This is a genomic window from Streptomyces olivochromogenes (genome assembly GCF_001514115.1).
In the GTDB taxonomy this organism is placed as follows: domain Bacteria; phylum Actinomycetota; class Actinomycetes; order Streptomycetales; family Streptomycetaceae; genus Streptomyces; species Streptomyces olivochromogenes.
In genome coordinates, this window is the sequence record NZ_KQ948452.1 from 257,253 (window position 1) to 271,335 (window position 14,083).

At 70.8% G+C, this 14,083-nt stretch carries 13 protein-coding genes; 3 read left to right on the top strand and 10 right to left on the bottom strand.

The window, feature by feature from the left end; translation table 11 throughout:
- Positions 1 to 12 precede the first annotated feature (12 nt).
- Together AQJ27_RS07095 and AQJ27_RS07100 are read right to left on the bottom strand one after the other, a co-directional pair.
- Complete coding sequence (locus tag AQJ27_RS07095) at positions 13 to 1,929, bottom strand: hypothetical protein (protein ID WP_067364737.1); 1,917 nt, start codon at positions 1,927 to 1,929, stop codon at positions 13 to 15.
- Positions 1,930 to 1,977: 48 nt separating this feature from the next.
- Positions 1,978 to 2,514, bottom strand: a complete 537-nt coding sequence (locus tag AQJ27_RS07100) for a tetratricopeptide repeat protein (RefSeq protein ID WP_201264289.1) — start codon at positions 2,512 to 2,514, stop codon at positions 1,978 to 1,980.
- Positions 2,515 to 2,648: 134 nt separating this feature from the next.
- Between AQJ27_RS07100 and AQJ27_RS07105 the strand changes: the two genes are divergently transcribed.
- Positions 2,649 to 3,095: a hypothetical protein gene (locus tag AQJ27_RS07105; protein WP_079064846.1), complete on the top strand. Its 447-nt coding sequence runs from the start codon at positions 2,649 to 2,651 to the stop codon at positions 3,093 to 3,095.
- Positions 3,096 to 3,209: 114 nt separating this feature from the next.
- Here AQJ27_RS07105 and AQJ27_RS07110 read toward each other — a convergent pair whose 3' ends face one another.
- The 8 genes from AQJ27_RS07110 to AQJ27_RS07145 form a co-directional block, all read right to left on the bottom strand.
- Positions 3,210 to 4,787 (bottom strand): DUF1996 domain-containing protein, encoded by a 1,578-nt coding sequence (locus AQJ27_RS07110; RefSeq protein ID WP_067363418.1) that lies wholly within the window; start codon positions 4,785 to 4,787, stop codon positions 3,210 to 3,212.
- A gap of 225 nt (positions 4,788 to 5,012) precedes the next feature.
- A complete protein-coding gene (locus AQJ27_RS07115) occupies positions 5,013 to 5,669 on the bottom strand; it encodes a LuxR C-terminal-related transcriptional regulator (RefSeq protein WP_060895223.1) in 657 nt (218 codons plus the stop codon).
- Positions 5,654 to 6,922 (bottom strand): sensor histidine kinase, encoded by a 1,269-nt coding sequence (locus AQJ27_RS07120; protein ID WP_425275194.1) that lies wholly within the window; start codon positions 6,920 to 6,922, stop codon positions 5,654 to 5,656. The genes AQJ27_RS07115 and AQJ27_RS07120 overlap by 16 nt, the downstream gene beginning before the upstream one ends.
- Before the next feature lie 427 nt (positions 6,923 to 7,349).
- Complete coding sequence (locus tag AQJ27_RS07125) at positions 7,350 to 8,342, bottom strand: NAD-dependent epimerase/dehydratase family protein (protein ID WP_067363424.1); 993 nt, start codon at positions 8,340 to 8,342, stop codon at positions 7,350 to 7,352.
- A 99-nt stretch (positions 8,343 to 8,441) separates the two neighbouring features.
- A complete protein-coding gene (locus tag AQJ27_RS07130) occupies positions 8,442 to 9,026 on the bottom strand; it encodes a winged helix-turn-helix domain-containing protein (RefSeq protein WP_067363427.1) in 585 nt (194 codons plus the stop codon).
- A 442-nt stretch (positions 9,027 to 9,468) separates the two neighbouring features.
- Entirely contained in the window at positions 9,469 to 10,497 is a 1,029-nt protein-coding gene (glnII, locus tag AQJ27_RS07135; RefSeq protein WP_067363430.1) for a glutamine synthetase, read from the bottom strand.
- A 471-nt stretch (positions 10,498 to 10,968) separates the two neighbouring features.
- Positions 10,969 to 11,652 carry an RlpA-like double-psi beta-barrel domain-containing protein gene (locus AQJ27_RS07140; RefSeq protein ID WP_067363434.1) on the bottom strand — a complete coding sequence of 228 codons (684 nt, stop codon included), beginning with the start codon at positions 11,650 to 11,652 and terminating at the stop codon, positions 10,969 to 10,971.
- A gap of 126 nt (positions 11,653 to 11,778) precedes the next feature.
- A complete protein-coding gene (locus AQJ27_RS07145; RefSeq protein WP_067363437.1) occupies positions 11,779 to 12,141 on the bottom strand; it encodes an arsenate reductase family protein in 363 nt (120 codons plus the stop codon).
- Positions 12,142 to 12,323: 182 nt separating this feature from the next.
- Between AQJ27_RS07145 and AQJ27_RS07150 the strand changes: the two genes are divergently transcribed.
- Positions 12,324 to 12,827, top strand: a complete 504-nt coding sequence (locus AQJ27_RS07150; protein WP_067363439.1) for a hypothetical protein — start codon at positions 12,324 to 12,326, stop codon at positions 12,825 to 12,827.
- Between the two features lie 259 nt (positions 12,828 to 13,086).
- Positions 13,087 to 13,395, top strand: a complete 309-nt coding sequence (locus AQJ27_RS07155; RefSeq protein ID WP_054230803.1) for a hypothetical protein — start codon at positions 13,087 to 13,089, stop codon at positions 13,393 to 13,395.
- Positions 13,396 to 14,083: the final 688 nt, after the last annotated feature.

Consider the following 14,083-nt stretch of genomic DNA (forward strand, 5'->3'; position numbering starts at 1 on the left):
CGGGGAGGGGGCCTAGCGCAGTCCGCTGACCGCCCGCCCGTCCGTCAGCGTGCCCTTCAGTCCGGCCTGGTCCCCCTGCTTCGTCCGTACGGCGAGCAGCGCGCCCCGGGCCGACCCGCTCACCCCGCCCGTCGTGCTGATCGAGGCGGTGTCCTTGCTGCCCGCCGCGAGGAGGTACCAGTCGCCCGTGCCCGACTTCCACAGCACGCCCGCCAGCACATGGGGGTCACGGCTGCCGCACGCGGGCGAGTTCTCGGCCTTCGCCGCGACGGCGCCGTACGCCCCGTCCGGGGTGTGGAACTGGGCCAGGACACGGGTGCCGTCGCCCCGCCAGGTGTCGGCCCGGGTGCAGACCCAGGCGGCCTGCCCGCTCGCGTCCGGCAGCGGCTGCTGCGCGTACTGCCAGGCGTTCACGGACCGCACGCCCTGGGAGCGCACGGCGGCCAGGGAGCAGGCGAACGGCGCCCAGTTCCGCAGCGCCGCGGGGCCCGCGGCCTCGTGGGGTGCCGCGGGCGGCCCCGAGGTGAGATGGGCCGGGATCAGCTCGCCGAGATCGGTCAGCAGGTGGGGGCCCGAGGCGTCGGTCACCTGCATGACGTTCCACGCGGTGCAGGTGCCGGTCGGGGCAGAGCCGGCCAGCGGTGTGCTGACACCCGCGGCCGAGAGGGTGAGGGGCGTCGGGCCCGCGGTCGGCTTCATCAGGTCGCGCTCGGCGGCCCCGGTCACCCAGGGGGCGGTCAGATAGCGGACGTTGCCGTCGGCCCGGTCCAGGACCAGCGCCTCCGCCTCGGCCCCGGTCGCGCCGTCGACCCGGGCGAAGTCGAGGGCCGCGCCGCCCGTGCCGGAGCGCGGCTCGGCGTACCGGGCGATGCGCAGTCCGTCGTAGAAGAGCACCACGCGCGCCTGGTCCACGTCACCGGCGTACAGCAGCTGCGGCGGTCCGGCCGGGGCACCCGAGGGGGTGCCGGGCGTCGCCGAGACCTGTACGGACTCGCCGGGCCGGGCCCAGACGGCGAGCGCGCGGCGCAGCAGCGCGGTGTCCCCGGCGAGGTTGCCGCGCGCGGGCCACACGGAGAAGTCGGTGCGCGCGGACGACCGCCACGCCGTCGGGGCGACCCGCGTCACCTTCCCGGGGTCGAGGGCGGCCTCGGCGGCCGGGTTCTGCGCGTACGACGGGGCGGCGGCGCCGTCGGGTCCCCAGCCGCCGCTGGGCAGGGCGAGCAGCGCGCCGCAGACGGCCGCCGCGACGCCGGCGGCGAGCGCGGCCTTCATGTGCTGTCTGCGCCGCATCAGGTCGGTGGGCCGGGCGTGCAGCGAACAGGGGTCGAACTCGGGGGACAGGAGCAGGACGTCCCTGGCCTCGACCCCGCCCGCCTCCTTGAGCGCCGCGCCCGGGTCGTCGACGCCCGCCGCCGTCAGCACCTTGCGCACGTCGGGGTCGGGCAGCTTCTCCAGGCCGCGCAGGACGTACGCCGCGCGGGCGGGACTGGACAGGGCCGACAGCCGCTGGTCCAGGGCGAGTTCGTCGGCGCCGCCCGAGCGCGGGAAGAGCCTCAGGCCCCACACCTGGGGCAGCAACGGCGGCAGCTGGGACCGCTTGGGCCAGGCCGCGCGCCGCAGCGGCACACCGGCCTCCAGCGCCGTACGCACGACCTTGAGGCGCACGAGGGCGTAGCCGGGGTCGCCGTCGCGGCCGGTGGCCTGGGCCGGGATCAGGGTGGCAGTCGTGCGTCCCCGGGGCAGGGCGCGCTGGGTGAGGGCGTGCGCGGTCAGCACCCGTCGGTTGCGGCCGAGGCTCGGCGGCAGCACCAGATAGGCGAGCCGGACGAGCCGCGGGTAGTGCTCGACGAGAGCGGCCTCGGCCTGCTCGACGTCGACGACCGGTCCTGGGGAGGCTGCGGAGCGCTGGGCTACATCCTGTGACTGCACGTTCAGCAAAACGAGCGAATCGGTGGATGGTCACCTGGCTCCGGAGAGTTACTCCCCGGGGTGTACGAGCAGCCGCGCGTAGTTCGCCATCGACCGCTGGTAGCGCGGCAGATGGGGCGCGAGGGCGGCGATCACCAGCGAGAGGCCCTCGCGTTCGCGGCCCAGGTCGGCGAGACAGAGCGCGAGAGTGGCGCGTACGGCATCGTCCAACTCGTCGGAGGGCGCGTCGAGTTCGGGGGTGAGGAGCTTGACGCCCTCCTCGGCCTGCCCGATGTTCCGCAGCGAGCTGGAGAGTTGGATCTTGGTGCGGCGGCCGCGGTAGCCGCCGAGGCCGCGGGCGAGGGCCTCCCGGTACAGCGGTACGGCCTGGTCCGAGTGGCCGGTGGAGTCCCAGGCGCAGGCCCGCTCGAAGGGGCCGACGGGGCTGTCCGCGGGCAGTTCGGCGACCAGCGCGTCGATCACCGCCCGGAAGTCCGCCGCGTCCGCTTCCGCATAGTCGTCGAACGTGGCCCAGGCCGCCGCCGTACGCTCTTCCCAGTCTTCGGTCACGGCCACACCTTCGCACACACGTGCCCGTTGCGGCATCGGCATTCCCACCGGATGCCTTTCCGTCCGTAACGGGGGAGATTGAGCACTTGGCGCGCCGCAGCCGTATCGAAGACCAGGGCCCTCGCCGGGGCTCTCGACGGCGTGGGCGCCGACAGGCACCGGAGGAACGTATGAGGTTGACACGCGAAAAGCTGAGCGGGCACGGCCTTGCGGTCGTCGCGGCCGCTGCCCTGCTGGCGCTGACCGGCTGCGGCGGGTCGGGCGGGGGAGGAGCCAAGAGCGACTCGGCCGGCCAGGTCCCGGCCACCGCGACCGGCAGTCTGGAGGATCTGGCGGCCGAGGTGAAGTGCAAGCCGGACATACAGACGGACGCCGACGAGATCCGCCAGGCGATCTGCAAGAACACCGACGGCAAGTTCGTCCTCGCGACCTTCGCCACCGACCGCGGCCAGCGCGAGTGGATCAACGACGCGAAGGACTACGGCGGGTTCTACCTCGTCGGCGCCAAGTGGGTCGCCGTCGCCGACCAGAAGGTGGTCACGGCGCTGCGCGGCACGCTCGGCGGTGACATGGAGGTCGGGACCGACCACAGCCAGCATTCCTCCCACAGCGGCTGAGCCGCACGCACGGCACACGCACAGAAGGCCGGTGGCGGGATCTCCCGCCACCGGCCTTCTCAGTGCCTTGCTAGCTCTTCGACGAAGCGACTACTGCCTTCGGTGAAGGGGCTGCTACCTGCACTGCCTGCCACCGTTGATGCAGTTGGCGATCTTGTTCGCCAGGTTGTTGGTGGTGACGCTGATGAAGTCGTCGTGGTCGGTGGCCGCCTTGTGGAGCTGCTCCGGGAAGCCGTCCACCGCGTACGCGTTCTTCACCACGCCGTTCTGGATGGTCGGCGGCGCGATGTTGTACGTCAGGCGCATCGTCAGCTGCGGGATCGCCTTGAAGCCGTTGCCGCAGACACCGCTCGCGGGGTCGGGGAAGGCCACGTGCGTACGGTGGTTGGCGCTGTCGATGTTCTGGCCGTCCCAGCAGCTCTGGAAGGCGAACGTGCGCACCACCTTGCTGCCCTGCGGGCAGATCGGGTACTGCGACGTCAGCTGGACCTTGTTCTCGAACCCGGTGCAGCTCCAGTGCGCGTTGGCGTTCGCCAGACCGTTGGTCGTGGTCTTGGCGTCACCGGTGATGATGCGCAGGAACTGCGGCATCGCGACGACCTTGCTGGCCGGGCTGCCGACGTACTTGATCTGGGCCGAGACGGGGGTCAGGATCTTGCCGACGTTGCCTTCCTTGCCGCCGCCGTCCTTGTTCTGGTCGAAGTCCTGCGTGCCGTTCTGGATACGGACCACGGGCCAGTAGTACGACGACAGGTCGCTCTTGTTCTGGCAGCTGGTCCCGCCCTGCAGGAACGTCTGGTTGCTGGAGAACGCGTTGACCTTCTGGTTGCCGACGTAGTCGTGCAGGTGGTGCGCGCCGTTGGTCACGCCGGGCGCCACGATCACGTTGTCGGTGTTGAAGTTCTTGTTCGCGTTCACACCGCACTGGGTGGTGAACGTACCCCGAGAGGCGTTGGCGCCCTTCTGCGGCTTGCCCTGGACGTTCGGCGCGACCTTGGTGATGTCGACGAAGTCGGCGGCGACGGGACCGTTTCCGGCCTGGCCGCCGATGTTGGCCGGCGCGCTCGCGCTCGGAGCCGGGCTGGCCGCGGCGCCGCCGTTGTTCTGCTGGCCGCCGTTCTGCTGACCGTTGTTCTGGCCACCGTTGTTCTGGCCGTTGTTGTTCTGACCCCCGTTGTTCTGCTGGCCGTTGTTCTGGCCACCGGCGGTGGTCTGGGCCTGGTTGGCGGTGGTGCCGGTGCAGGCGGCGAGACCGTCCAGCATGGTCGGCGCGGCGGCGCCCACCCGAGTGAAGTCGATCTTGATTCGGCCGATGACCGCGGAGCGCTTGTCCTTGAGCGGCGACAGGATCGCGTTCTGGACGAAGCCCGCGTCATTGGCCTGAGCCTGACGCGACGAGGCCAGCCGGGCGTAAGCCTCGGTGATCTGCTTGTCGAGCGTGGCCAGCTCCGAGTCGACGTTCGACTTGGCGTTGGCGGGCACACTGGTCAGTTTCTGCCCGACATCGGGGCAGGAGATGGTGGCGACCTGAGCGGCGGCAGCCTTGGTGGTGTTCGGGCTCGAGTTGGACTCGTGCGCCGAAGCGTAGAAATTCGCCCAGATCAATCCGCCCCCACCGATCGCGAGCGCCGCGGATGCGGCAACCGCGCGAACTGCCAGCGGCGAACGTCGTTTGCGAGTGTTGCGTCCCATGGAACTCCTCTGACTTCCTTGCGGGGCATCGAGGCGCCCGACAGGAGTGAAGCGGCGTCCATCAGTACGCAGGTGACTCCTGAGGCGTTCAGAAACCCTCGAAAATCTTAGAAGTTCGTGAGGTCATTTCCGGCACAATGGGCTCAGAAGCGCATGTTTTTCGAGGAGTTGATCTCGGGAAACAGGTTTGAATGATATTCAACGGCGTCGGCGGGTCCCTCTTCGTCAGTGGCTTCCGTGATCCAAATACGCCAGTACGGCGAGTACGCGGCGGTTGTCATCGTCGGAGACCTCCAGCCCCAGTTTGGTGAAGATGTTGGAGGTGTGTTTGGCGATCGCCCGTTCTGTGACCACGAGTTGGGCCGCGATCGCCGCGTTCGAGCGTCCCTGTGCCATCAGTTCGAGCACCTCCAGCTCGCGGGGCGTCAGCCGCCCGAGGGGCTGCGCGGTGTGGGAACGCCGCGCCAGCAACTGCTGGATCACCTGCGGATCCATCGCGGTCCCACCCGCGGCGACCCGCCGTACGGCGTCGATGAACTGCTCCGCGTCGAACACCCGGTCCTTGAGCAGATAACCGACCCCGCCCGTGCCGTCCGCGAGCAACTCTCGTGCGTACAGCTGCTCCACGTGCTGGGAGAGCACGAGCACCGGCAGCCCCGGGCGCTCCCGACGGGCCTGGAGCGCGCACTGCAGCCCCTCGTCCGTGTGCGAGGGCGGCAGCCGTACGTCGACCACGGCGACGTCCGGCGCCAACTCGGCCAGCGCCCGGGTGAGTTCGGGCCCGCTCTCGACGGCGGCGGCGATCTCGAAGTCGTACGCCTCGAGCATCCGGACCAGTCCGTCGCGCAGCAGGAACAGGTCTTCGGCTAGGACAACGCGCAAGGGATCTCCATGGTCACCATGGTGGGACCGCCCGCGGGGCTGCTGACGGCCAGGACGCCGTCGAATGTACCGAGCCGCCGCTCGACGCCGGTGAGCCCCGAGCCGGCGCCGACCCGGGCGCCGCCCTCCCCGTCGTCGGTGACGGTGACGCGGAGCATTCCGTCCCTGTGCTGGAGGTCGACCCAGAGGCGCTCGGCACCGGAGTGTTTGACCGCGTTGGTCAGTACCTCGCTGACGGCGAAGTACGCGGCGGACTCGACGGGCGCGTCGGCGCGGCCGTCCATGTCGACGTCCACCTCGCTCACGAGAGGCAGCCGAAGCACCAACGCCCTTACCGCGTCGCCGAGTCCACGCTCCGCGAGCACGGGGGGATGAATACCCCGTACGAGGTCGCGCAGCTCGGTGAGCGCCTCGGCGGAGGACCGGCGGGCCTGGGCGAGCAGTTGTCGGGCCTTGGCCGGGTCCTTCTCGATGAGGACCTCGACGGTCCCCAGGTCCATCCCCATGGCGACCAGTCGCGCCTGCGCCCCGTCGTGCAAGTCCCTCTCGATGCGGCGGAGTTCGGCCGCCGACGTGTCCACGGCGGTACGCCGGGACTCGGTGAGGACGCGGACCCGTTCGGCGAGTTCGCCGTCGCCGGAGGCGAGGACGGAGCGGGTGAGGAGGAAATGGACCCGCAGGAGGGCGGGGGAGAGGACGTAGGAGGCGACGAGGAGCGCCGCGCCCAGTGCCCCCGCGAGGAGGGCGGAGCCCTGCCCCGACACCGGCACGAAGCCGTACCACCAGCCCACGTGCGTGCCGTCCGTGAAGACCCGCCACAGGCCGGCCGCCAGCGCGAAGCCCTCCAGGGGGTAGAAGAGGAGGGCGGCGGGCAGCAGCGCGGTCACGAATCCGGCGGTCATGTCGACCACCAGCCAGCCGAGGTCGCGCCAGGTCGCCGGGTCCCCGAGCATGCGGAAGCAGCGCGTCCACGGGGTCGTGTCCGCGGGCAGGCTCCGGTACGTGGACGGAATCCGTATCCCGCACCACTCGGCGGCGATGATCCGCCGCCGGTCCGCGAAGGCCCGTACGCCGGTCAGGACCCAAGGGGTCGTGACGATCCCCACCCCCGCCGGGACGAGCAGGATCGACACGACGGACAGCACGAAGAGAACAACCGCTCCGGTGAACCCCCCGACGGCCAGCACCAGCCCTCGTCCCCCGGCGACCAGTACCTCCGGTCCGCGCGTCCGTATGCCCCTGCCGCTCCACATCTCCATACCGCCAGTCTCACCGACCCGTCCCGCGGGGTCACGGGGCCGAGCACCAGGACGGGGGTGGTGCCAGGTGCACCCCGGGGCACGTCTTTTCCTCGCCCCCGCCGCCCCTACCCGTCCCATCCATACCCGGGGGCTCCGCCCCCAGACCCCCCATCGGCCTGAACGGCCTCGTCCTCAAACGCCGGACGGGCTGAAGGTCTTCAGGGGCGCGGGGAACTGCGCGACCAGCCCCCACCGGCCCGCAGCCGAACGAATCCGGGCGGGCCGGAGATCCGGGGCGCAGCCCCGGCCCAAGGGGCGCGGGGAACTGCGCGGCCAACCTCCACCCACCCGCAGCCGAAAGACCACCCCACGGGGTCTGGGGCGGAGCCCCAGGAGGATGGGACGGGTAGGGGCGGCGGGGGCGAGGACGAGGGTGGCGCTACTGGGTGAGTACCTTTGTCTCCAGGTCCGAGGGGAGGCCCACCGGGGGACGGTCCGGGCGTTGGGGGGCCACCCCGCCGATGCCCTGGAGCCAGGTCCACGTGTCCGCGACCGTCTCCGAGACGGGCCGGCACCGCAGTCCCGCCCCCACCGCCCGGGACACGTCCGCCCGATGAAGAGCGTCATGCATGTCGGACCCCACCGGCACCCACACCGGCAACTGCGTCCACGGCTGGATCCCGGCGTCGAGGACCACGGAAGGCTCGGTCCAACGGAGTTCCGCCCGCGCCCCGGTGACCCGGACGCACGCGTCGAGCAGCTCCCCCATCGTCGTATGCCCCTGCGGACTCATCAGGTTGTACGCCCCGCTCACCCCCGCGTCCACCGCCCTGAGGATCCACTCCGCGAGATCACGCACATCGACGTACTGGAGGGGGAGAGACCGTGGGCCGGGCGCGAGTACGGGACCGCCCTGGGCGATCCGGGTCAACCACCACGGCAGGCGCCCGATGTTCTCGTACGGCCCGAGGATCAGCCCGGACCGCACGAGCAACGAGCGCTCCGCGCCGAACGCGGACACGGCGGCCAGCTCGCCGCCGAGTTTGTCCTGCGCGTAGTCGGTCTCTTCCGCGTCCTCGGACGCCCCTTTCACGAGCGGCGCGTCCTCGGCGTAGTCGGCGGGCGGAGCCCACGCGTAGACCGAGCAGGTCGACACGTACACATACCGCCCGGCCCGGTCGGCCAACAGCCGTGCGGTGTCGCGAACGGCCCGCGGCGCCGCCGACCAGGTGTCGACGACGGCATCCCACTCACCATCGGCGGACGCCTCGGCGAGCGCCGCGAGCCCGTCGGGGGCGGTGCGGTCCCCCAGCAAGGACCGCGCCCCCGCGGGCGGCTCCCGGCGCCCGCGGTGGAAGACGGTCACCTCCCAGCCACGGCCGAGCGCCGCCTCCACCACGGCCCGCCCCGCGAAGTCCGTACCGCCCAGCATCAGCAGTTTCTTGGGTGTCATACGGAGGACTCTGCCCGCACGGTCCGCCGGACGGAACGGGAATCTGCTGACAGAAGAGTTCCCGAGCGGCGGAGCGGGTCAACGCCCCGTCGGAGGCGCGTACTTGTACCCCACCCGCCGTACCGTCTGGATCGCCTTCCGGTGCTGCGCCCCCAGCTTGCGCCGCAACCGCGCGACGTGGACGTCGACGGTCCGCCCGTCGCCCACGTGCCCGTAGCCCCACACGGTGGTGACCAGCTGGTCGCGGGTGTGCACCCGGTGCGGATGCGAGACGAGGTGCGCGAGCAGCTCGAACTCCAGGTAGGTGAGGTCGAGCGGCTGCCCGTCGACCTCGGCGGTGCGCTGCACGGGGTCGATGCGGACGAGCGGGTCGTCCCCCACGGCGGCGTCGGTGGGGGCGGGGGAGTCCGGGACGGCGACCGGCAGCAGGGGCTGCTGGTCGGCCGGTACGAGGACCAGGTAGCCGATCATCGGCGGCTGGCCGGGGAGTACGGGCAGGGTGTGCGGGGGAGCGGGCAGCCAGGTGGCGCCCGGCGGCAGGAAGTCCGCGACGTCGACCACCTCGTCCCGGTGGACGGCACGGAGTCGGTGCCGCGCGGGGGCGGGGGCGGGTGCCGGTGCGGACGTGGTCGCGACGGACGAGAAGGAACGAGTGGTCGCCATGAGAGGTCAGCTCTTTCGCGCGAGAAGTTCGTCGGGAAGGTCGACGACCGCGAGTTCGTGGTCGGGGCCGTCGAGGACGTACGTCGTGCGCGCTGGCCGAAGGCCGGGGGTGTACGGCTTTAGAGGGCCGGCGCGTTCGTCGCGCGGCAACACACCCGGTCGAAGTCGTGATGCTGACGGGAAGGCCAGAAGGGCTCCAGGTCGGGGCGACCCGTCGCGGTGTACTTCTGGAAGCTGGCCATGCCCCCATTGAAGCAGAAGCCGGAGCCGGGCAGGAGACTCCTCTCACAGGTCGGACGCGTCCTTGGCGTGAACTTGACGCCGTACGACGGGCTGACCTCGTACGACGGGGTCGACGTCGTACGACGAGGCCGATGTCGCGCAACGCGAGGAGGCGCCCACCGTGACGGTGGACGCCTCCTCGCGTGGTGTGCGGGGCGGATCAGACCTGGCCGGCCTTCTCCAGGGCGGTGCAGCAGGTGTCGACGAGCAGGCGCGTGACGACGTACGGGTCGACGTTGGCGTTCGGGCGGCGGTCCTCGATGTAACCCTTGCCGTCCTTCTCGACCTGCCACGGGATGCGGACCGAGGCGCCGCGGTTGGAGACGCCGTAGGAGTACTCGTTCCACGGGGCGGTCTCGTGCAGACCGGTCAGGCGGTCGTCGATGCCGGCGCCGTAGTTCTTGACGTGGTCGAGGGGCTTCGAGCCCTCGCCCAGCGACTCGCACGCGGTGATGATCGCGTCGTAGCCCTCGCGCATCGCCTTGGTGGAGAAGTTGGTGTGCGCGCCGGCGCCGTTCCAGTCGCCCTTGACCGGCTTGGGGTCGAGGGTCGCGGAGATGTTGAAGTCCTCGGCGGTGCGGTAGAGCAGCCAGCGGGCCACCCACAGCTGGTCGGAGACCTCCAGCGGCGCCAGCGGGCCGACCTGGAACTCCCACTGGCCGGGCATGACCTCGGCGTTGATGCCGGAGATGCCGAGACCCGCCTTGAGGCAGTTCTCGAGGTGCGCCTCGACGACGTCACGGCCGAAGATCTCGTCCGCGCCGACGCCGCAGTAGTAGCCGCCCTGCGGGGCCGGGAAGCCGCCGACGGGGAAGCCGAGCGGGCGCTCCCCGTCGAAGAAGGTGTACTCCTGCTCGATACCGAAGATTGGCTCCTGAGCGGCGAACTTCTCCGCCACCTCGGCCAGCGCGGCACGGGTGTTGGACTCGTGCGGCGTCATGTCGATGTTCAGGACCTCGCACATCACGAGGATGTCGTCGCCGCCGCGGATCGGGTCCGGGAAGGTGGCGACGGGCTTGAGTACGCGGTCCGAGGCGTGACCCTCGGCCTGGTTCGTGGAAGACCCGTCGAAGCCCCAGATCGGCAGCTCGACGCCCTTGGCGTCGTCGCCCAGTATCTTCGTCTTGGAACGGAGCTTGGCCGTCGGCTCGGTGCCGTCGATCCAGATGTACTCAGCCTTGAAGGTCACGGGCCACATCCTTCGGGGTGTGTCTTTGGGCGCACTGCGGGTGCTGCGGCGCTGCGGCACTGGGGCGCCGCGGTACTGCCCGGCAGCCTGTCAACAGGCGATTTCCCGATCATTGCTCGAATGTGAACCCCGTGTTACCGGGTGTCTCTGTGCTGCGACTCGCTCGCCGAGAGCTATTCCCGACCGCTGTCGGCGGCCCGCTCGCGAAGCCCGCGAGCACACGCGTCGGCCCACCGTGGTCCTCCCGGTCCCGGTGGCGGCGGCTCGTATGCGATGGGTTTGCGGACGCGCACCGGACTCTCCGCCCCGTGAACTCGCTCTACGTGCCGGTCCTGCTGTTCGTGGCCGCGAACAGCAGGACGCACGGCCCGCACCGGGCGGCGGTCCGGGCCGCGGGGCTGCTGCCGCACGCGGCCCGGCCGGTACCGCCGCCCGTTCGGGCGGAGTTCCTCAGTCGTCAGGTGGAGGCGCTCAGCCCACCTTCTCGATGCGGGCCCGGCGGATCAGGAACTTGCCCGGCTCCCGGACCTGCTCGAACGCCGCGTTGTTGAGCAGTACGCAGCTGCCCGACACGGAGGTGACCTGCACGGTCGTGGACTTGTTGTTGTCCAGGTTCGTGACCTTGAGCTTGGTCCCGGCCGGGAACTGGTTGCTGGACGCGGCAGGGGCGCCCGCCTCGCCCGAGAGGGTGACGGTCGAGCCGTTGCAGACCTGCTGGCCGGCGGCGGCGCCACCACCACCCGTCCCCTGCGCGGGTGCGGTGGTCTGCTGCTGCGCGGGTGGGGTCTTCGCCGGCTGGGCGGACTGCGCGGGCTGCGTGGTCTGGGAGCCCTGAGCCGACTCCCCAACCGCGCAACCGGACGCCTTCTGCTGCACCTTGATCTGTGCGATGACCGCCTCGCGGTTGGCGATCCGCGCCGCCGACTGCGCGTCGGGATTGGCCCGTTGGCCGTCGATGAACTTCTGGTTGTTGCCGAGGGCGGTGGTGAGCCCCTGGCAGACCGTCGAGTCCGCGGCGGACAGGGTCCGGCCGTTCTCGGTCTGCGCCGCGTTGGAGTTGGCCGCCATGGCGAAGGCGCCACCTCCGGCCACGGCGGCGGCACTGACCAGCAGTGCGAGCTTCTTCTTGGGGCTGAGAGTCCTTCTACGCGACATGCACGCCTCCTGTCCGTGGCCGCCTCGTGCGACGACCGGATGTGATCCGTGTGCCGCTATGTACGAGATGCCGAACAGGGTTACTCAATGGTTCACACGAGTCAGTGAAGTGGCCTGGGTCACATGTCACATGCGAGTCAAGGCGTCCCGAACCGCTTCCTCCGTGCGTGCCACGACGGCCGTCCCGTCGTCCGCCGTGATGATCGGGCGCTGGATGAGCTTCGGGTGCTCGGCGAGTGCCTTGATCCACCGCCCACGCGAACCGGCGTCGCGTGCCCACGATTTCAGGTCGAGCTCCTTTGCGACGGCCTCCTGCGTCCGGGTGATGTCCCATGGCTCGAGGCCCAGCCGCTCCAGTACGTCCTGGATCTCGTCCTCCGTGGGTACGTCCTCCAGGTAGCGGCGGACGGTGTACTGCGCCCCCTCGGCGTCGAGCAGGCTGATGGCGCCGCGGCACTTCGAACAGGCCGGATTGATCCAGATCTCCATGCAGCACACGTTACGTGGGACCCCCTTTTCCGCCGGTGTGCGGGAAGCTCCCTCGTTCCTCTCCATGAGGCCGACACCGCGCGGTTCATCACAAGATCATCACTCCATCTCCATGCCTCTGTCATATGCCACACCCAGGTAATAGCGTCATCCCACCCGAAAGCACAGCCAGGGGGGACGAGATGACTGACCCGTACACAACGCTGCCTGCTCCACGCCCGCCGGACACGCGGCCCTGGCGCAAGCGCAAGCGCGTGTGGGCGGCCGGGATCCTTGTGTTCGGTCTGGGAGCCATGGGTGGCACCCAGAGCGCGCAGGACGAGGTGGACGCGGCGAAGGCTGCGGCTGCCAGGCCCCGTCCGACGATCACGGTGACCGCCACGGCCACGGCCACCGCCACCGCCACCGTCACCGTCACCGCGACGCCGAAGCCGCGGGCCACCGTGACCAAGACGGTGCGGACGCCGGGCCCGACCAAAACGGTCACCGAGGCCGCGCGGGACGCCGGGGTGGACACAAGCGGGAGCAGTGACACCGGCACCTGCTCGATCGTCTCCAACTCGGGCAACTGCTACGAGGCGGGGCAGTACTGCCGGAACAGGGATCACGGCGCTTCGACGACGGATGCCGGTGGTGCGGGCATCACGTGCGCCTACCGCAACGGGTGGCGCTGGACCTACTCCTGACGGCGTGAGCCGCCCCTTTCCCGGTGGGTGACGAACGGGTCCCCGTCGTGCCCACCGGAGGGTCTGTTCGAATTTGCCGCCGCCTCACGCGCATCTCGCGGAACTGCTGTGACGCGGCGGCAATTCCCTTGCTCACCTGGATGTTTGCTGGACTCTGCGGACTCCCTGGATGTCAGTGCCGGGCAGTAAACTGGAAGCAGTGTTCGAGGGTGTCGCCGGGGGGTCCGGATGGCGCCCTGACCGCGACAGGAGGATGCCTGTGCCCGCTGCCGCACTGAAGCCGCTGCCCACTCAGTCCACGTCCAAGAGGGCGGTCCTGATGGACCTGCCGTACGAGCCCGTGGCGAAGCGCCCGTTGCCGCCGGGGCGGCCTCGCGAGTGGTACGTCACGCACAACCGCCGGCTCAAGGCGATGCGTCTCGCGATCGCTCTGCTCGACTCCGGTGTGTACGTTCCGAATCAGGCCCGCAACGAGAAGATCCGCAGTACTGCGGAGGCGATCGGTGTTCATCCGCCGTCGGACACCACGTGCCACATGGTGCGCGCGCTGATGCGGTACGCGCGCTGAGCGCCGGGGCGGCGGGGCCGAGGTTCCTCGCCCCCGCCGCCCCTACCCATCCCGTCCCCGGGGGCTCCGCCCCCAGCCCCCCCATCGGCCTGAACGGCCTCGTCCTCAAACGCCGGACGGGCTGAAAGACGCAGGCTGGGGTGGGTGGGTCATCGGCCTCCGGGCTCGTCCTCGAACGCCGGATGGGTTGAAAGACGCGGGCTGGGGTGGGTGGGTCATCGGCCTCCGGGCTCGTCCTCGAACGCCGGACGGGCTCAATGATGCGGGCCGAGGTGGGGTGTGGCTTCCGGGCTTGCCCTGGAACGCCGGACGACCCGAGGCTTTTAGGGGCGCGGGGAACTGCGCGCCCAGCCCCCACCGGCCCGCAGCCGAGCGACCAGGGGTGGGTGGGGATTCGGGGCGAAGCCCCGCTCAGGGGCGCGGGGAACTGCGCGAGCAACCCCTACCGGTCCGCAGCCGAGCGGCCGGGGGTGGGTGGGGATTCGGGGCGAAGCCCCGCTCAGGGGCGCGGGGAACTGCGCGAGCAACCCCTACCGGTCCGCAGCCGAGCGACCAGGGGTGGGCGGGGATTCGGGGCGAAGCCCCGCCCGGGGGCGCGGGGAACTGCGCGAGCAACGCCTACCGGTCCGCGGTCGAAGGACCACCGGGATCCGGGGCGAAGCCCCGGCCGAGGGGCGCGGGGAACTGC